Annotated in this window: 16 protein-coding genes; 11 read left to right on the forward strand and 5 right to left on the reverse strand. The window is 44.1% G+C overall.

The window, feature by feature from the left end; translation table 11 throughout:
* Window positions 1–32 precede the first annotated feature (32 nt).
* Entirely contained in the window at window positions 33–797 is a 765-nt protein-coding gene (locus NSQ99_RS21160) for a DeoR/GlpR family DNA-binding transcription regulator (protein WP_340838994.1), read from the reverse strand.
* 19 nt (window positions 798–816) lie between these two features.
* Entirely contained in the window at window positions 817–1,647 is an 831-nt protein-coding gene (kduI, locus tag NSQ99_RS21165; protein WP_340838995.1) for a 5-dehydro-4-deoxy-D-glucuronate isomerase, read from the reverse strand.
* A gap of 832 nt (window positions 1,648–2,479) precedes the next feature.
* Between kduI and NSQ99_RS21170 the strand changes: the two genes are divergently transcribed.
* Window positions 2,480–3,172, forward strand: coding sequence for a queuosine precursor transporter (locus NSQ99_RS21170; protein WP_340838996.1), 693 nt, complete (start codon window positions 2,480–2,482; stop codon window positions 3,170–3,172).
* Between the two features lie 190 nt (window positions 3,173–3,362).
* Here the strand turns inward: NSQ99_RS21170 and NSQ99_RS21175 are convergent, their stop codons facing one another.
* Complete coding sequence (locus tag NSQ99_RS21175; RefSeq protein ID WP_445670576.1) at window positions 3,363–4,259, reverse strand: LysR family transcriptional regulator; 897 nt, start codon at window positions 4,257–4,259, stop codon at window positions 3,363–3,365.
* A 139-nt stretch (window positions 4,260–4,398) separates the two neighbouring features.
* On the opposite strand from NSQ99_RS21175, the gene zwf reads away from it, so the two are divergent.
* Both zwf and tkt read left to right on the forward strand, forming a co-directional pair.
* A complete protein-coding gene (gene zwf, locus NSQ99_RS21180) occupies window positions 4,399–5,922 on the forward strand; it encodes a glucose-6-phosphate dehydrogenase (RefSeq protein ID WP_251668293.1) in 1,524 nt (507 codons plus the stop codon).
* Window positions 5,903–7,894, forward strand: a complete 1,992-nt coding sequence (tkt, locus tag NSQ99_RS21185; protein ID WP_340838997.1) for a transketolase — start codon at window positions 5,903–5,905, stop codon at window positions 7,892–7,894. The genes zwf and tkt overlap by 20 nt, the downstream gene beginning before the upstream one ends.
* Before the next feature lie 87 nt (window positions 7,895–7,981).
* Here the strand turns inward: tkt and NSQ99_RS21190 are convergent, their stop codons facing one another.
* Window positions 7,982–8,158, reverse strand: coding sequence for a hypothetical protein (locus tag NSQ99_RS21190; protein ID WP_340838998.1), 177 nt, complete (start codon window positions 8,156–8,158; stop codon window positions 7,982–7,984).
* Between the two features lie 85 nt (window positions 8,159–8,243).
* Window positions 8,244–9,227, reverse strand: a complete 984-nt coding sequence (locus NSQ99_RS21195) for an aldo/keto reductase (RefSeq protein ID WP_340838999.1) — start codon at window positions 9,225–9,227, stop codon at window positions 8,244–8,246.
* A gap of 200 nt (window positions 9,228–9,427) precedes the next feature.
* On the opposite strand from NSQ99_RS21195, the gene NSQ99_RS21200 reads away from it, so the two are divergent.
* The 8 genes from NSQ99_RS21200 (at window position 9,428) to NSQ99_RS21235 (ending at window position 20,156) form a co-directional block, all read left to right on the forward strand.
* Window positions 9,428–11,389: a translation factor GTPase family protein gene (locus NSQ99_RS21200; RefSeq protein ID WP_340839000.1), complete on the forward strand. Its 1,962-nt coding sequence runs from the start codon at window positions 9,428–9,430 to the stop codon at window positions 11,387–11,389.
* Window positions 11,390–11,887: 498 nt separating this feature from the next.
* Complete coding sequence (locus tag NSQ99_RS21205) at window positions 11,888–12,991, forward strand: GGDEF domain-containing protein (protein ID WP_251668303.1); 1,104 nt, start codon at window positions 11,888–11,890, stop codon at window positions 12,989–12,991.
* Between the two features lie 205 nt (window positions 12,992–13,196).
* On the forward strand, window positions 13,197–14,072 hold the full coding sequence (locus tag NSQ99_RS21210; RefSeq protein ID WP_340839001.1) for an AraC family transcriptional regulator: 876 nt from the start codon (window positions 13,197–13,199) through the stop codon (window positions 14,070–14,072).
* Between the two features lie 247 nt (window positions 14,073–14,319).
* Window positions 14,320–15,207 (forward strand): carbohydrate ABC transporter permease, encoded by an 888-nt coding sequence (locus NSQ99_RS21215; RefSeq protein WP_251668307.1) that lies wholly within the window; start codon window positions 14,320–14,322, stop codon window positions 15,205–15,207.
* Window positions 15,208–15,223: 16 nt separating this feature from the next.
* A complete protein-coding gene (locus NSQ99_RS21220; protein WP_251668309.1) occupies window positions 15,224–16,042 on the forward strand; it encodes a carbohydrate ABC transporter permease in 819 nt (272 codons plus the stop codon).
* Window positions 16,043–16,095: 53 nt separating this feature from the next.
* Window positions 16,096–17,379 carry an ABC transporter substrate-binding protein gene (locus NSQ99_RS21225; protein ID WP_340839002.1) on the forward strand — a complete coding sequence of 428 codons (1,284 nt, stop codon included), beginning with the start codon at window positions 16,096–16,098 and terminating at the stop codon, window positions 17,377–17,379.
* Between the two features lie 117 nt (window positions 17,380–17,496).
* The gene (locus tag NSQ99_RS21230; RefSeq protein WP_251668313.1) at window positions 17,497–19,104 is read left to right on the forward strand and encodes a glycoside hydrolase family 43 protein; all 1,608 of its coding nucleotides are present in this window, start codon (window positions 17,497–17,499) and stop codon (window positions 19,102–19,104) included.
* The gene (locus NSQ99_RS21235) at window positions 19,104–20,156 is read left to right on the forward strand and encodes an NAD(P)-dependent alcohol dehydrogenase (protein WP_251668316.1); all 1,053 of its coding nucleotides are present in this window, start codon (window positions 19,104–19,106) and stop codon (window positions 20,154–20,156) included. The genes NSQ99_RS21230 and NSQ99_RS21235 overlap by 1 nt, the downstream gene beginning before the upstream one ends.
* The last annotated feature ends 11 nt before the right edge of the window (window positions 20,157–20,167 follow it).

Here is a 20,167-nt window from a genome sequence, read left to right on the forward strand (position 1 = left end):
CATCCTTTCTATTAAAATAGTTCCTAAATTAACTAGGCGTTCGCAACGCAGACCTGCGCTCCTGCTTGCTGCATCAGCTCGATATCAGAAGCGGCAATGCCTGCATCCGTAACAAATTGCTGGATTTGCTCAATCGTTGCAAAGGTATGTAATGCACCTCTGCCAAATTTGCTATGATCCGCTACACATATTACTTCTTGAGCGGCTTGTATTAGTGCTTTTTTCATTGCTAGCTGCTCATTGGAGAAGATGGACAAGCCGTAGTTAGGATGAATGCCTGACGTTGATAAAAACAGCTTGTAGATATTAATCTCCTGCAGCCATTCTAGCGGATGCGAAGGAATGAGTAGATTATGCTTACTATAGCCACCAGGTACGATGAGCTTAATATGCTCCTTCATCATAACCTCGCGCATAATAAGCAAGTCATTCGTAATGATCGTTAGTGGTATATTGTCTAGCTGCCTTGCGATTTCTAATGTGGTGCTGCCGCTATCTAATGCAATAATATCGTGCTCTTGAATCATTTGGCTCACAACATAGCTTGCAATTAATTCCTTTTCGCTAGGGTTAACTGTATTAGGCAGTTTTAATGCAAAGTCAGGCTGCTCAGAGGATTCAACGTAAACCGCGCCTCCGTGTATGCGCTTGAGCCATTGCTGCTTTTCAAGCTTCATCAAATCTTCACGTATCGTTTTTTCGGTTACGTCAAATTGCTGGCTAAGCTCCGATACCTTCACGAAGCCGTTACTTTGCAATTGCTCAAGAATTTTTTTATGTCTCGTTGCTGCTAACACAGTAAAACCCCCATCTTATCTATCTAAGTTGATCCATTTTTACAGGTTCCATATCGGTAAATGTATAGTTTTCTCCTGCCATTGCCCATATGAAGGAATAGTTGCTCGTGCCAGCACCGGAATGAATAGACCAGTTTGGAGAAATAACGCCCTGCTCATTGGATACAACAAGATGACGTGTTTCAGATGGTTCACCCATGAAGTGGAAGACGCGTGCATCTTCATTTAGATCAAAGTATAAGTAAGCTTCCATACGACGATCATGAATATGAGCAGGCATAGTATTCCAGATGCTGCCTTCTTTCAGAATCGTAACACCGAGCATTAGCTGACAGCTTTGCACTGCACCAGCATGAATGTATTGATAAATCGTACGCTCATTACATGCTTCCTTAGAACCGAGATGGTTCGGTGTTGCTTTTGCAAGCTCGATTTTTGTTGTAGGAAGAACAGCATGTGCTAGGCTGGAGCAGAAGTAAATTTTAGCAGGATTGGATGGATCCTTACTTGATAATAGTACTTTTTGCGTTCCTTTACCAACATAAAGTGCATCAAGCTTCGTTAGCTCATAGCTTTGTCCATCAGCTTCGATGACTGCTGGTCCACCAATATTAATGAAGCCAACCTCTCTACGCTCAAGGAAGTAATCTGTTTTTAAAGTTTCTGCATCAGCAAGCTCTAAGCTTTCTTGCAATGGTACCGCACCACCAATAATCATACGATCATGATGACTGTACACCATTTGCAGCTTACCAGACTCAAATAAGTTCTCAATTAAGAAGCGCTCGCGCAGCTCAGGTGTAGTAAGTCTTTTAACATCAACAGGGTTTGTAGCGTGACGAATTTCCATAAATCAATCATCCACCTCTCACCAAAATGTTCGTTTTCGTTCGTTTCAAACCTAGTATAGTACGGTTTGTTCTGTTTGTAAACAGTAAAAAACACACATAAACGAACATAAAGAATGACGCTAGGTTCATTAACTCAGCAAGGCAGGGTAATTGAAGAGGTGTGTAACGAAGCAAAGCGCCACGAAGACGCTCTAGAGAAACAACTGGTGAGGTGCACTCCGAAGTATCACCCCCGATGACACCCCAGCGGAGTAAAAGGTGGGGTGTACTTCGAAGCGCCACCCTCGAGATACCCCAGCGGAGTCACGGTGAGGTGTACATCGAAGTGCTCGCCTACTAATGAAGCCCAGCGGCGGAGTAACGGCAAGGTGTACTCCGAAGAGACGACCCACGAATCCGCTACAGCGGAGTAAAGGTGTTAGTGGAAAAGCGAAGCGGTTGCCTTTGTCCTCTGATTTCTACATCGATTATTATTCTAGAAATCAGAGGGCAACAGCAATTGAAACAACACCTTTGCGGAGCGTTGAAATCAGAGGGCAACAGCAATTGAAACAACACCTTTGCGGAGCGCTGAAATCAGAGGGCAACAGCAATTGAAACAACACCTTTGCGGAGCGCTGAAGTTTCTCATCAACGGAGCATCGCAGCCTCCCATTTACGGAGCGCTGCAAACACGACGCATCAGCGAATAAACCTCACCATTTACGGAGCGCCTTAAATTTGTTACAGTTATCCATGGTCGTCGACATAGCTGAAAAGACCCACGGAGTATGGCGGCTCGCGGTTCGGAACCATCCCGCGATACCAAAACTAAGGAGGAAGACATAACAGATGTTTAACATTGGCTGGGGAATATTATTTATAGCAGTGAATTTTGCATTATTTTTGATCTGCTATCGAATGTTTGGAAGAGTAGGCCTATATGCTTGGATCGGGTTTGCAACGGTGATCGCCAATATCCAAGTAACGAAGACGATTGAGCTATCTGTGCTATCATTTGGGATTATTATGACGCTCGGCAATACGATATACACGACAATCTCAATGAGCACCGATATGCTGAACGAGAAATATGGACCTAAGGAAGCGCGCAAGGCGGTATGGTTTGGTTTTTTCACGTTAATTGCCTCTACCATTATGATGCAGATGGTGCTTAAGTTTGAGCCACAGGCTACGGACTTCGCACAGGAATCAATGCAAACCTTGTTTGGATTAATGCCGAGACTTGCAGCAGGCAGCTTACTCGCTTATCTTATTAGCCAATTTCTTGATGTGCAGGTGTACGGATATTTGCGACGCCGATTCGGAGCGAGTAATCAGTTTTGGATTCGTACCAACGTAAGTACAGGAGTCAGCCAACTGATTGATTCCGTTGTATTCTGCACAATTGCATTTGCAGGACTGTATACGTTGAACGAATGGCTGCAAATCGTATTTACGACGTATATATTCAAATTCATCATCTCAGTCGTTTCTACGCCGGTGCTATACTGGGCGCGCAGCTTTAAGCCGAAGGAAGATTAGTCCATGAGCAGTATACATTAAAATCAAAAAAGACAAGCTTCAGCCGACCATTAGTTTAGACACATGAAGTGTCGAACGTAGCAATGGTTTTAAGCAGAGCTTGTCTTTCTTTTTTAAATGAGTAAAAATAATTGCCATAATTAGATAACAGCATGTGAATGCCGTTGGATGGAACCACATTAACTTATGCTTATGCTTCATTACGCTTATCGAAACGCTCGACAAATTTCCGAGCAACTGTGGAGAGTGGTACGTTACGCATATTCATAATTCCTACCTGTGAAGGAGGTAGCTTAACGTCAAGCTTAATTTCGAACAAAGAGCCATCCTCCAGCTCATTAGATACAAATTCCCGTGTTACGTAAGAGATGCCAAGTCCTTTGCGTGCGAACTCAATGAGCAAATCGACACTGCCCACCTCAATGGATGGCTTCAGTTCATAACCATAGCCTTGGACAAGCTCATTTATCGCCATACGCGCGCGGCTATTGCGAGAGAACAGTACGAGCGGGTACTGCATGAGTTCTTCAAGTGATAACTCCACACCATTTAATTCCGAATAATGAGCTCCTGCAACGAAGCAATCCTGCAGCTCAATCCCTTCTCGAAACTCCAGCTGTGGATCGGATATAGGCATACGCACGACACCAAGATCAATTTTACCTTCCTTCAAGTAGTTAATGATCTCTGGGGTCGTTCCATGGATAAGCTGAAGCTTAATCGCTGGGTGCTCGTGATGAAACGCCTCTAAGTGAGATAGCATAAAGTGCTTGAACAATGAGTCACTGCCACCGATTCTCAGCTCACCACTCGTTAAATTTTTTAAAGCTTCCATCTTCTCCTCAGCAATCGTAATTAATACCTGTGACTGCTCTATGTATGAAAATAAGACAGAGCCTTCCTCCGTTAAGGCGACACCCTTCGCCGTTCGATAGAACAGCTTCATCTTGAATCGATCCTCTAGCTGTTTAACGGCATAGCTGACGCTAGGTTGTGTTAAATATAGCGACTTTGCTGCTTTTGTCAGGCTTCCTGTTTTCGCAGCCCAGTAGAACACTTTGTATAGCTCATAGTTAGTCATAGACATCATCTATACCCCCTGTCAAATATATTGATTACTTGTATACCTGCTATAAGTATTATAGTAGATGTATGTAGCTTAAGCCAGTACGTAATTATTGGTACGCGATAACCTTAACATATAGCTGCTAGAAGGGAAGAGTGAAATGGAGGCAACAACATTTGTATTGTTTGGAGCGACAGGAGATTTAGCAAAGCGCAAAATTTATCCTGCTCTATATAATCTTTTTATTGATGGAAAGCTGCCGCAAGCATTTCGCGTCATAGGCCTAGGCAGACGATCATTCTCAGATGACATCTATCAAGCGAGTGTACAGCAATCAGTACACACTTTTTCCAGACGGCAAGGAAGTGATGCGGAGCTTGAACGTTTTCTGCAAAGCTTTTCCTATTGCGCCTTGAATATCGATCATCAGGATGACTACAAAAAGCTGCTTCAGCACGTTGAGCAGAATGAAGCAGAGATGCCAGGCACACCGAACCGAATGTTCTATCTATCTGTTGGTCCTGAGTTTTTTGAGACGATCGCTCACAATATTAAAGCAAGCGGACTAGGCGATACGAAGGGCTGGAAGCGACTAGTCATCGAGAAGCCTTTCGGTCATGACCTATTGTCAGCACAGCAATTGAATGCGAAGCTTAGCGAATCATTTGAGGAGCATGAAATTTATCGTATTGACCATTATCTCGGCAAGCCAATGGTGCAGAAGCTTGAAATTCTGCAGCAAAGCAACCCGATCCTACAAGCGTTATGGTCAAATCGCTATATATCCAATGTGCAAATTACAGCAAGTGAAACGGTTGGCGTTGAAGAACGCGCTGGCTATTACGATCATGTTGGGGCGATTCGCGACATGTTCCAAAACCATATGCTGCAAATTTTAATGATGCTAACGCTGCATTTGCCAGAAAACAGTACACCTGACGTTGTTCGGTTCAAGAAAAAGAAAATTCTTGAAGCGCTTGAGCCGCTGCATAAAGACAACGTGGGCGAGCATGTCGTACGCGCTCAATATCAGACGGGTACAATGAATGGGCAGCTCGTTGCAGGTTACACCGATGAGCCAGGCATTCCAGCAGGCTCAATGAATGATACGTACATTGCAGCGAAGCTGGAAATTGACGATCCGTTCTGGCGCGGTGTTCCGTTCTACATCCGTACAGGCAAGCGAATGAGTGAGAAATCCACTCGTATTGTGATTGAGTTTAAAGAAGCGTTAAAGTCAAGCACGAAAGCACAAGACGACAGCAAGCATGCAAACTTACTCATTTATGAAATTAGTCCGAATGAAGGGATCACCTTCCAGCTTAATACGAGAGACCCGCAAAACAAGGAGCAGTTCAAGCCGATTCATATCGATTTCCACTCCAATGGTGATGAAGCACCTGAGGCGTATGAAAGCTTGATTTTCGATGCATTTAACGGAGATCCGACCTTCTTTGCGCATTGGGATGAGGTTGAGTTGTCTTGGAAATGGGTGCAGCCAATACTTAACGCCTTTGCAGAACAAGCAGTACCACTACATTATTACCCAGCTGGCTCCAACGGTCCGGAAGCAGCAGAAGCGCTGTTAGCGAAAAATGGTCATCATTGGTGGCTGGATCGTAAGCCAGAACAAAATACAGAAACAACAAAAGGAGAACAGCAATATGTCTACACAAACCATTGATCAATTGTCTATTACGACACTTCGCACATTATCTATTGATGCGATTAATGCAGCAAATTCAGGTCATCCAGGTCTTCCTATGGGAGCAGCGCCGATGGCGTACACACTTTGGGCTAAGCAAATGAACCACAACCCAGGTCATTCTAAATGGTTTAACCGCGACCGCTTCGTATTGTCTGCTGGTCACGGCTCTGCGCTTTTGTACAGCCTGCTTCACACATTTGGTTATGAAGTAACGATTGATGATGTTAAACAATTCCGTAAGCTGAACAGCAGAACACCAGGACATCCAGAATTCGGTCATACAGATGGCGTAGATGCAACAACAGGTCCGCTTGGTCAAGGGATCGCAATGGCTGTTGGTATGGCTATGGCTGAGGCTCATCTTGCAGCTACGTTCAACAAGGAGCAATTCCCTGTCGTTGATCATTACACGTATGCACTTGCAGGTGATGGCTGCTTGATGGAAGGTGTCGCGTACGAAGCGATGTCTATGGCAGGTCATATGAAGCTAGGCAAGCTAGTGGTTCTATATGATTCCAACGATATTTCACTAGATGGTGAATTGAATCTATCCTTTAGCGAAGATATTAAAAAACGTACTGAATCTGTGAACTGGCAGTATTTACGTGTTGAAGACGGTAACGATATTGATGCGATCGAGAAAGCTATTGCAGAAGCAAAAGCAAATACAGATCAGCCAACTCTTATCGAAATTCGCACAATTATCGGCTACGGCAGCAAAAAGGTTCAAGGAACAAGCAAAGCTCACGGTAATCCGCTTGGTAAAGAAGAAGCGATTGCTACTAAGGCTGAATATGGCTGGGAGCATGAAGAATTTACAGTTCCTGCTGAAGTGAAGGCACATATGGAGCAGCTAAAAGAGCAAGGTGCTGAGAAGGAAAAAGCGTGGGTAGAGCTAGTAAAAGGCTACACTGCTCAATATCCTGAGCTAGCAGCTCAATTCAATCAAGTTATCGACGGTAAAGTAACGATTGATGCTTCTGATATTCTGACATTCGACGCTTCAAAAGCGATGTCTACGCGTGTAGCGAGCGGTCAAGCGATCAATCATTTTGTTAAATCCGTACCTGCTATCTTCGGTGGAAGCGCGGATCTATCTGGTTCTACAATGACAGATATCGCAGGTGAGCCTGTGTTCGCTGTTCAGTCCTATGCAGGGCGCAACGTATACTTTGGTGTGCGTGAGCATGCGATGGGAGCAGCAGGCAACGGTATGGCATTGCACGGCGGCGTGAAGCCTTTCGTGAGCACATTCTTCGTGTTCAGTGACTACTTGCGTCCATCCATCCGTCTTGCTGCATTGCAGAAGCTTCCTGTAACGTATGTATTCACGCATGATTCGATTGCAGTAGGTGAAGATGGTCCAACGCATGAGCCAGTCGAGCAGCTAGCAGCACTTCGTACGATTCCAGGTCTTACGGTTTTCCGTCCAAGTGATGCGAATGAAACAGCAAGCGCATGGGCTTATGCTTTACAAAAAACAGATGGTCCAGTTGCTCTAATTCTAAGTCGTCAAAACTTGCCGATCTTCGAAGAGACAAAAGCGAATATTGATAATGTAGCAAAAGGCGGATACGTGCTTACTGAGACGAACGGATCTCCTGATGTTATTCTTGTTGCGACAGGTTCTGAGGTTTGGTTAGCAGTTGATGCGAAAGCGAAGCTTGAAGCGGAGCAAGTGTCTGTTCGCGTCGTAGCTATGCCTTCTCGTGAGCTGTTCAATGCACAGGATGCAGCATATCGTGAGTCAGTACTACCTGCAAGCGTGAAAAACCGCGTTGTTATTGAAGCGGGAATTTCTCTAGGCTGGGATCGTATTGCTGGCCCTGAAGGCAGCATTATCTCAATCGAAACATTCGGTGCTTCTGGTCCTGGTACTGAAGTGCTTGAATACTTCGGCTTCTCTGTAAGCAATGTTGTAGAGCAAGCGAAAAACTTGTTGAAATAACATAGGGTTAATTATGAAAAGCCCAAGAATGCTTATTAACGGCATTCTTGGGCTTTATTTTTGTTTGTTTTGAAGATGCTACACTCTTTAGCTATCTAACTGCTCTAAATCCTCAATGTGGTATGGCTCAGTAGGATTATGAATAGCCCATTCGAGCATTTCAATTTGAGCCTTTATGGTAGCTAGCTGGAGTGGATCCTGACTATTTTGGATCAATTGATTCAGCTCATACACTTTACTTTTGATTTGGTCTTCACTTCTCATGACGATGCTCCTATCACATTTATTATCTACGCGATATAGCATGCCCGATATAGGGAAGAAAATAACAAAATACAATGATGTTTGCTTAGTATGAGCCGCGAATATGCTCATGCACCTCTTGATCGTAGAAGCTTTCTAATTTTTTCAGCTCTTCCTCGGTAAACGATGGAACGTTGAGTGCACCCAAATTGTCCAGCACCTGCTCGCTGTTTTTGAAGCCAGGAATAACCGTGCTAACTGCTTCATGCTCAAGAATCCAGCGCAACGCTGCACGTGTCATATTTCCTTTCCCATCAGCAATCCAGCCTAGTTCACGGCTAAGCTCCTGTCCTTTTTCAAATGGAAGACCTGCAAAGGTTTCACCAACGTTGAACGCATCACCATTACGATTATAGTTACGATGATCGCTGGAATCAAAGCTTGCCCCTTGATTGAATTTGCCAGTAAGAAGTCCACTTGCTAACGGAACACGAGCAAGAATGCCGACCTGTTTTTCAAGTGCGACTGGAAGCAGCTCTCTAGCTACCTTCTGTCTGAAAATATTAAAGATTACTTGCAGTGCAGCTACGTTTGGCTGTTCCATGCAGAATAGGCCTTCCTCCACACTTTCTACACTAACACCATAGCTGCGAATTTTACCTTCAGCCTGCAGCTTGTCTAATACTTGGAATACTTCACCTTGCTTAAGAATGTCAAAAGCCGGACAGTGAATTTGATATAGATCGATACGCTCACGCTTCAATCGCTTTAAGCTGGCTTCACAATAAGCGCGAACCGTTGCTTCAGAATAGTTGTTAGGGTCATGAATATCTCCTTGACGACAAAATTTCGTCGCAATGTAGATCTCATCCTCTTTACCCTTTGTTGCTTCGGCAAGCAGCACTTCGCTGCGACCGCCGCCATATACGTCAGCGGTATCAAAGAAGTTGACTCCCTGCTCCATTGCAGTATGTAAAGCCTTTAAAGAAGTTGCATCATCGGTCTTGCCCCAGTCTCCACCGATGCCCCATGTTCCAAAGCTGATTTCACTAATGTTTAAACCTGTTTTGCCAAGTGCTCTATATTTCATAACGTTACAGCTCCTTTAATACAAAGTTATATCATTATTTTAACATAACACAGCTGTCTAACCTATGGCACACTGTATGGTGATATTGTCTAACGTGATGATTAAAAATGCTTGGTTATGATAGCGATATATACGTATGCTGCTTGGTGACCTGTTATAATAGGGTTAATCGTAATATTACATAGGGAGCGGCTTTATAGATGAATAAAACGATAGGAATTCTCGCACATGTGGATGCTGGGAAAACGACCTTTTCCGAGCAATTGTTATTTTATACGAAGAGCATTAAACAAAGAGGACGAGTGGATCATCAAAATTCATTTTTAGATAATCACGATATCGAGAAGCAGCGTGGTATAACCGTATTTGCAGAACAGGCAAATTTTCAATATAACGATAACCGCTATACATTGATCGATACACCTGGACACGTAGATTTTTCACCCGAAATGGAACGGGCAATCGCTGTCCTTGACGCAGCCATTATCGTTGTTAGCGCGGTTGAAGGTGTAGAGGCTCACACGGAAACAGTTTGGCAGCTGCTGCGTAAGCATCGCATACCGACATTCTTTTTCATTAATAAGATCGACCGCACAGGAGCTAGTGTTGATCGTGTTGTGAAGCAATTACAGCAAGAGCTGTCGAACGATATTGTGTACATAGAGGCAGCAGATAGCGGCTTGCAGTGGTCGGAGACATTAATTGAACAGATTGCTGAACGTGATGAGGGGCTGCTTGACACCTATATGGAGCATGGCTTTGAGCAGCAACGTTGGCTCGAGGTTATGCAGCAGCTCGTTATGACAGGTGACCTATATCCAAGCTTTGCAGGCTCTGCGCTACACGATATCGGAGTGGAGTCGTTTCTGAAAGCGTTTGATCGACTGACTGTTACAGCATATGATGCGGATCTGCCGCTTACAGGGCGAGTCTACAGGCTTCGCTATGATCAAAACAGTACACGCATTACCTTTGTTAAACTGCTAAGTGGCAAGCTTTCGGTACGTGATGAGCTAAGCTATGGAGATCACTTCAAGGATAAAGTGACGCAAATTCGTCGATACAACGGTATGCAGTTCGAGGCAGTGTCGACAGCCTATGCTGGCGAGCTTGTTGCTGTGATCGGATTAGCCGAGGCTCGTATCGGGGACGGGATCGGCGAATTAACTGAGCGTTTTGAATACGAGCTGCAGCCGACACTGCGCTCTAAAATCGTGTTCGAGCAGCAAATTAATCCAAAGGAAGCACTAAAGTATTTTCGCATGCTCGAGGCAGAGGACCCTTCTCTTCACGTTGAATGGGAGGAGAAGCATGGCGATATACAGCTGCATGTGATGGGGAAGATTCAGCTAGAAGTGCTGAAGCAGATCGCGGATGATCGTTTTGGACTGCTAGTACATTTTGCTTCACCGGAAATTTTATATAAGGAAACGATTGCGGAAGAGGTTATTGGCTACGGTCATTTTGAACCGCTGCGTCATTATGCCGAGGTGCATTTGCGATTAGAGCCAGCGAAGCGAGGCGAAGGAGTCAGCTATGCTTCGATTTGTCATGTCGATGAGCTTTCTGATTCGCTGCAGCGATTAGTCGGCCAGCATGTGCTGGAGCGTGAACATCATGGCTTGCTTACAGGCTCGCCATTGACCGATGTAAAGGTGACGCTGCTTCGTGGGCGCGATCATAACAAGCATACACATGGCGGGGATTTCCGAGAGGCTACACTTCGTGCGATTCGTCAAGGACTAGAAAAGGCTCAAAATGTGCTCCTGGAGCCATATTACCAATTCAAAATTATCGTGCAATCTGAGCAAATTGGTCGGGTGATCTCAGATATACAACGCGCCAATGGCGAGCTAGATCCACTTATTACTGAAGGGGAGAGAGCAGTCGTTACAGGAAGAGCCCCTGTCGCCACCATATTAGATTATCCAAGTGAGCTAGCATCCTTCACGCAAGGGAAGGGGAAGATCCATCTCAGCTTCGGTGACTATGCTCCATGCCATAATACTAGTGAGGTCATTGAGCGGATTGGCTACAACAAGGATGCCGACCCTGAATATACATCCTCCTCGATCTTCTGCGCTAAGGGGGCGGGGTATTCGGTGCAATGGCAGGAAGCAGAACAAATGATGCATATAGAAATTCAAAAAGCACGACTTTGATGACGATGCTGGGCGTTGAGGCTTAATCGGCGGCGAATCTTGAACGCTACCGAAAACTACGTTGCTCACGTACCAAGTACGTACGCTGCGCTACTCGTTTTCTAGTATCGTCCAAGCTTCTTGGTCCTGAAAGCCGAGTTTTTGAATATTTATTGGAAAGGTAGTTCAAAACATCAGACTTTGATGACGATGCTGGGCGTTGAGGCTTAATCGGCGGCGAATCTTGAACGCTAGCGAAAACTCCGTTGCTCACGTACCAAGTACGTACGCTGCGCTACTCGTTTTCTAGTATCGTCCAAGCTTCTTGGTCCTGAAAGCCGAGTTTTTGAATATTTATTGGAAAGGTAGTTCAAAACATCCAACTTTGATGACGATGGTGGGCGTTGGGGATTAATCAGGATTAGGATTATACACTTTATTTGCAATATATTATTTCATATAATAAGGGGCAAGCCCGGCGACGACGAGTATTGAAACCACCTATAGGGGGCAGCTAAGATGACAAAAAATAAGGAATTTCAATATGTACGAGTTGTTAATTTTATCGTTGTAATCGTAAGTTGGGTAATGGTCGTTATCCTGTCTGCAGGGTTTTTTATTGAATTTGAAAAAGGGACGCGATCATTAGGCTACTTGCTCTTTATATTGTTGATGGGCTTCGGATCAGTTATAGCGGGAACGTTATTTTACGTTAAAGATCAATTATCTCGATATGTACGTTATGTCACTTTTGGTGGATTTTACATTATGTACGTTGCTTCCTTGCTAACAGCAACTACTGATATTACGTTCACGTTTGTTTTTCCTTGCGTGACGCTATTCTGCATGTATATTGATCGTTGGTTTATGTCCATTGTATGTTCCCTCGTTTTAATCCTAAACGGGGTTTATATTGTACATAAGTTCAATACAGTGAGTAAAGAAGACTTAGGGGAAGTAGCTTATAACCAATTTACTACAGTGATGTTAATACACGGCTTCGTCTTACTGTTATTTATGGCTAGTCTTCTAGCTATCGTGTATGTATTTTACCGATTAATGAGGGCTATGGATCATAAAGTTAAGGAAGCGGAAGAAGCTAAAATTACGGAGGAAAGGCTATACTTTCGCGCTACAATAGATGGTTTGACCGGAGTATTTAATCGGAGGCATTTTCACGAAATTGTACAAGAACAGCTAGATGACACGAGCGAGGAATCCACCCTGTTGCTTCTGGACATCGATGATTTTAAACAAGTGAATGATCAGTATGGTCACTTAGCAGGGGATCAGGTATTGATTGAATTCTCTAGCATACTGAGGAATACAATCCAAAATCAAGGTGTGATCGGGAGAGTTGGTGGAGAAGAGTTCGCGGTATTCATTAAAGGAAGAAGCGAGTTAGAAGTTCAGGAAGTGGCCGAACGCTTGCGGAATACGATCAAGAATTATTGGATACGCCTTAATGAATCGAAGCAAATTACGATCACGATCAGTGGAGGCATCGCTTACTCTAAAAAATCCGACACTACCTTCGAGGAGCTATATCAACAAGCAGATAAGGCGTTATACCAATCTAAAGAAAGTGGAAAAAACAAGATAACACTGGCACATTTCATTTAATAAATATGTATAAAAAACGCTCTCTAGCCTTTAAAGCCCCAGCGAAGCTAACCATCTCTAAAGCGACCTCCTGACGAAGGAAGGTTCGAGCGTAGAGAAGGTTAAGCGAAGCGCTGATCCAATACCAGTGAAAAGCAGCACCGCAAATATCAAGTTGTTCCTACCTCAACGATGTATGATGTTTATTGAAAGGAGGCGGTTAGCGATGAATATGCTTCGGCAATTCAATGATGCGATAGCCTATATTGAGAGCAACCTACTGCATGACATTGATTACAGACAGATGGCACGCATTGCAGGCTGCTCGGAATATCATTTTCGCAGAATGTTTTCATTTTTAGCGGGTATGTCGTTGGCAGATTATATCAGGCGTAGAAAGCTGTCGCGTGCAGCTGAGCTATTACAGTCAAGCGACATTAAAATCATTGATTTAGCGCTACAGCTTGGCTACGAATCACCTGAAGCCTTTAGCAAAGCGTTTCAAGCGTTGCACGGTGTGCTGCCGTCCCATGCTAAAAAGAATAATACGATGCTAAAAATGGTCTCGCCGTTATCCTTTCAATTAACGATAAGAGGTGGTAAAGAGATGAATTATCGTCTTGTAGAGAAAGAGCCGTTTTATGTAGTTGGCTACAAAAAAACCATTACGCTGCAGTTCGAAGGGGTCAACCCTCAATTGAATGAACTATATAGCCGATTAACGCCAGAGGTAATCGCCGAATTAAAAGCGCTTAGTAATATTGAGCCTAACGGAATAGTTAATGTTTCAACGAATTTTACAGATCGGACGATAGAAGGCTCTGAGCTTGATCAATATATCGGAGTAGCCACGACAACGGAGCGTTCTGATCGATTCGATGTTTTGCCCGTTGCCGCATCAATATGGGCAGTTTTTGAGGTGATTGGTCCATTTCCGCAGGCTCTTCAGGACACATGGGCGAATATCTATGCGCAGTGGTTCCCTTCCTCTGGCTATGAATTAACAGGTGGACCTGAGATGCTATGGAACGAAAGTCCGGATACGTCAAAACCCAACTATCGCAGTGAAATATGGATTCCAGTACGCTCTATCGAGTCGTAATAACTTATAAACTGAATAAGCTCTCCTGACGGCGAACCGTCACAAAAATACCCTACTGCATGGCTTGCGGTAGGGTATTTTTGTAATTCTAATAAAGCTGGGTGAGGATGTCTTACACCCAATCAAAGTGCTATTTTACCTAATGACAGTTCCATCACAAGCAATGAAAACGCTGTTATCATAATGAAAGCGAATAACAAAAAGCGGTTACATTACAGAGATTAGACAGTCAGGAGAGGATACACGCATGCACGAAAAGGGATTAAAGCGGTTCGCGGGCGGAATGTTTTTTATGGGTCCAGCACTGCTTATTTTTATCGGTATTATTATCATTCCGATCCTTATGAGTATGTATTACAGCTTATTTCAATGGGACGGTATATCACAAAAAATATTTACATCAATGGATAATTACTCACGCTTGCTGAAGGACCCAGTATTATGGATCTCTCTCAAAAACTCAGTATGGCTAACCATTGGAGCATTAATTATTCAGCTTCCTGTAGGGCTTATGTTCGCCATTATCTTAGGATATAAGCTAAGAGGCTCAAATTTTTTCAAGTCAATCTATTTTACTCCAGTTATGCTGTCCACTGCCGTACTCGGCATCCTATGGAGTCAGATCTACGATCCAAACTTCGGTCTGCTGAATGAAATGCTAAATTCACTTGGCTTACAAAGCTGGACTAGAGCTTGGCTAGGGGAAGAATCTACCGCATTACTGTCCGTCATTGCTGTCGTTGCATGGCAGTATATTGGTTTCTATATTATCGTGTATGTCGGCGCGCTGCAGGGGATATCTGATGAGGTGCTGGAGGCTGCACGAGTTGAAGGAGCAAGTGAGTGGCGGATTATTTTCAACATCCAAATCCCACTGATTTGGCCAACGATTACCTTTACGGTGTTGAACTGTGTCATTAACTCACTGAAGTATTTTGACTTAATTTATATAATGACTGGCGGTGGACCGAACAATTCCAGCGAGGTCATCGCGAGCTATATGATGAAAAATGCGTTCCGACTGATGGACTTCGGATATGGCAGCACGATATCAACCTTCTTATTGCTGTTTGGACTAGCACTTGCTTTTATCATTTCTACTGTGCTTGGACAAGGCAACAAGAAATTTAGTTAATAGGAGGTCATCACGAATGAAAGGCATAGGACGCATTGTTTTATATGTGCTATTGTTTGTACAGCTAGTTATTACAGGCTATCCCTTTGTATGGATGACGATATCAGCATTTAAGGATAACAAGGAGTACTTCGCTAATCCCTGGGGATTGCCTTCTGTCTGGAAGTTTAGCAACTTCGCTGATGCATGGAATCAAGGCATTAGCAGTTATCTGTTCAACAGCTTATATATTACGTTTTTCTCTGTCGTAGGCTTATTGCTAGTTGCAACGCTAATCGGTTACTACTTGTCAGTCCGCCCGTTTAGAGGCTCAAAGCTGCTGCTCGGAGCATTTTTTCTAGGAATGCTTATCCCGATTCATAGTACACTGATTCCACTGTTTACCATTGCTAATGCAACGGGTACCTACGATACATTTTGGTCATTGTTCTTCCCGTATATCGCGTTCAATTTACCGATCGCTGTATTTTTATCGTATAACTTTTTTACTGCAATTCCTAAGGATCTGGAAGAGGCTGCTGTCATGGACGGCTGTGGAATCTATCAAACCTTCTTCCGCGTGTATTTTCCGCTAGCGAAGCCTATTCTCGCTACGGTTACGATTCTATCCTTCTTTAACATTATGAATGATTTTGTATTCCCACTCGTTATGGTTTCGAAGGAATCGTTGAAAACACTACCGCTTGGGCTAATGATGTTCAAGGGTAATTTTAGTGCCAACTATTCGCTTATTAGCGCTGCGCTAGTGATTACTACAGCACCAATCATCATTTTATATACGTTTCTGCAAAAATACATCCAAAAAGGAGTGACGGCAGGGGCGGTAAAAGGTTAAATGCTTGATTGGGTCATCAATATAAACAACAAGATTAAAAAGGAGAGGTTATTATGAAAAAAGGATTGATCTCATTACTAGCTTTGGTCATTGTTCTAATGACGGCTTGCTCGAATAACAGTAATCAGCCAGCTGCTAGTGGTACAAGCTCAGAGGGAAGTGCTTCATCAGAGGTAACACAGCTGACGATGTGGAGTATGGAAACACGCAATAAAGATATTATTGAAGCATCGATTGATGAATTTAATGCTCAAAACCCAGACATCGTTTTGAAAGCGGAGTTTTTCGAGGATGAAGCATTAAAAACGAAGATGAAGGTTGCTATTGCAGGTAATCAGGTTCCAGATATTATTACGTACTGGAGCGGTGAAACATTCGATACACTCGTGCAACAAGGCATGCTTGGTGAAATTACAGAATACTTGAACGAAGATCCAGCATTCCGTGACGATGTGCTTAATGGTGGTCTGGAGACCTTCACTTATGATGAGCGCAACTACGGCATTCCAGTTTTATTCAGTGGCGTTTCACTATGGTATAATAAGCAAATTTTCGCTGAGCAGGGCTTAACGCCACCGACAACCTATGATGAACTGCTTACAGTTGTTGATGCATTGAATGCAAATAACATTATTCCGATAACCGTAGCGGGTAAAGAGCGTTGGCCTCTGCTTCACTGGTACTCCTATCTAGCACAGCGCATCGGTGGTACGGAGCCATTTGAAAAAGCAAAAAGCGGTGAGACAGACTTCACTGAAGAAAGCTTTGTCCAAGCTGCTGAGCTTCTGCGTGAGCTAGCTATAGATCATAAGGGCTTTGTGAATGGCTTCCTAGGTCTTGATTATGCTTCTGCAGAATCCCTATTTACAACAGGACGTGCTGCTATGTATCTACAAGGTGAATGGGCAATGGATTCCTTCCTTGAGGATGAGATTTCTGAGCAGCTTGACTTCGTACCTTTCCCAACAGTAGAAGGTGGTAAAGGAGACATTAACGTCTATCATGGTGGCTTTGGTGCGGGAATGGCGATTTCAGCTAAGACGAATCAAGAGGCTGCGTACAAAGCAATTCGTTTCCTAACAGATCCTGTACAGCGTAAAGCGATTAATGAGGGAGCGAATATTAGTCCGATGAAAAATGCAGGACTTGAGGAAGCGAATATGCATCCACTAGCTTACAAATATGACAGCTATATCGGTGAGAATCTAGCAGGCTTCTTCAGCTACTATGACCAATCTCTAGATGCGAAGCGTGCGGATCAATTCTTGAATTCTATCGGCGCTATTGTAGGTGTAGCTGATGCGAATATTGTAGAAGAGCTTGCAAAAGTAAAATAATATAATATAACCAATGAATTGATATATATTAAGTGAAGCGTTTTCGTTATAAGTGAAGGAAAACGTGCAAGAGTGAAGAACAACTAAGTGAAATGAAAAATTAAGGAGGGGCCTGCAATGGCAAATATTACAAATCCAATTTTGCGCGGCTTTAATCCCGACCCATCCATTATTCGTGTAGGTGACGATTATTATATCGCAACCTCAACCTTTGAATGGTTTCCTGGTGTACAAATTCATCATTCCAAGGATCTAGTTCATTGGGAGCTAATTAATCACCCGCTTACACGTACCAGTCAGCTTGATATGGTCGGTAACCCAGACTCCGGTGGAGTCTGGGCTCCTTGTCTTAGTTATGACAAGGGGACATTCTATCTCGTTTATACCGATGTTAAAACACATATGGGGCCATACAAGGATACACACAACTACGTCGTAACGGCAACGAGCATTCATGGTCCTTGGTCTGAGCCTATTTATCTTAACAGCAGCGGCTTCGATCCTTCAATGTATCATGAAGAAGACGGTACGAAATGGGTCGTTAATCTAAAATGGGATCATCGTAAAGGAAAAAATTCTTTCGGCGGTATTATTATTCAGCAATTTGACGAGCAGCAGGGCAAGCTGGTTGGAGACATCCACCATATTTACGATGGAACAGAGCTTGGATTAACCGAAGGCCCTCATATCTATAAGCACGGAGATTACTATTACTTGTTCGTAGCCGAAGGCGGTACGAGACTTGGCCATGCTGAGACGATCGCGCGCAGTCGCACGCTGCTTGGCAAGTATGAAACCTCACCTCATGGTCCGCTGATTACGTCTCGTAATCATCCAGAGCATCCAATTCAACGTGCAGGCCATGCTTCGCTTGTGGAGACACAGAATAACGAATGGTATATCGTACATCTATGTGGAAGACCGGTAACGGAGCGAGGTCATTGTATATTAGGACGAGAAACTGCCATTCAGCGAGTGGAGTGGACGGAGGATCATTGGCTGCGTATGAGTCATCAAGAGGTTACTCCTGCCATTGAAATCCCTGCACCAAATCTAGCACCACATCCGTTTGATGCAGCTACTAGCTTCCGTGACGATTTTGACGGTGAGGATTGGAGCGTGCATTGGAACTCGTTGCGGGAGCCGATTACTGAAGGCTGGGCAAGTCGTTCACAGAGAAAAGGCTGGCTGCGCTTATATGGAAGAGAATCGCTAGCTTCTATGCATCGCCAAAGTTTAATTGCTAGAAGACAGCAAGCCTTTCATATTGTAGCAGAAACAAAATTGGAATATTCACCTACTTCCTATCAGCAGATGTCTGGCTTAGTATATTATTATAATACGAAAAACTATTACTATCTTTTTGTTAGCTGGGATGATGAGAAAGGGAAATGTCTAGGTATTATTTCAAGTGATCGTGGTGCATATGATGAGCCTTTAGCAGAGTCTATCGCACTTACAGGTGAGCATACGTACCTCAGAGCTGTAGTCAATCGTGACAAGCTTCAATTCTACTATTCTGAGGACGGAACTCAGTGGCTGGAGGTAGGTCCAGTATTAGATGCAAGCATTATATCCGATGAGCACGCTGAGCTTAAAAAAGACGGCATTATGCTCGATCAAGGCTTCACAGGAGCTTTTATAGGGGTATGTGCACAGGATTTAGGTGGAACAAGACAGCATGCTGATTTTGATTATTTTAACTACGAGGAGATGGAAGACTAATGTCTAATCAAACGATGCTAGCTGCAGTACTGAACAAGCCGCTCGATATGGAGATGAAGCAAGTGCCGATTCCTACACCTGGTAAGGATGAAGCACTCGTTAAAGTCTATTGTATCGGGGTGTGCGGCTCAGATGTGCATTATTACGAGCATGGCAGAATCGGTCGTTATGTTGTAGAGCAGCCAATTATATTGGGACATGAGCTAGCTGGAGAGGTTGTTGCGATCGGTGAGGACGTGAACCATCTACAAGTTGGCGATCGAGTTGCGGTTGAGCCTGGGGTAACGTGCGGCAGATGCGAATATTGTAAATCAGGCCGTTACAATCTCTGTCCGGATGTTGTATTCATGGCAACACCGCCTGTAGATGGGGCATGGGCGGAATATGTTTCGGTTAGAGCAGACTTTTTGTTTAAGCTGCCAGATACGATGAGCTACGAGCAGGGTGCACTGCTTGAGCCGCTTTCTGTGGGCATCCATGCGATGAATCGAGCAGGAGTCACACCGGCTGATCGCTTATTAGTTACGGGGCTAGGTCCTATCGGTCTATTAGCGATCCAAGCGGCTAAGCTTTACGGCGTGAAGGAGATCTATGCGACAGACATGGTTCCATTCCGTCAAGAGCTGGCGATGGAGATGGGCGCTACTGCGGTGCTTGATCCGTCGAAGGAAAACGTGAAGGAACGTCTAGAGGAGCTTACTGCAGGACACGGAATTTCGGTAGTGGTTGAATCTTCTGGGAATGGCCGAGCAATCGGAGATGCTATTCGTACGGTGAAGCGTGGTGGACGCATCGTTCTAGTCGGCATGCCGGCTGTAGATGAGATTCCAGTAGAGATCAATACCATTATTGATTCAGAATTAGACATCTTTGGCTTGTTCCGTTACGCCAATACGTACCCGGCCGCTATTGCAGCCTTGTCGAGCAGTGAGCTTGATATCGAAAAAGTCATTACGCACAAGTTCTCATTGCAGGATACACAGCAGGCCGTAGAGATGGCTCGCACACAAAAGGATACGAGCATTAAGGTTATGATTTATCCTGGTATGTAATCGATCGTCGT

It is taken from the genome of Paenibacillus sp. FSL W7-1287 (genome assembly GCF_038004245.1).
In the GTDB taxonomy this organism is placed as follows: Bacteria; Bacillota; Bacilli; order Paenibacillales; family Paenibacillaceae; genus Pristimantibacillus; species Pristimantibacillus camelliae.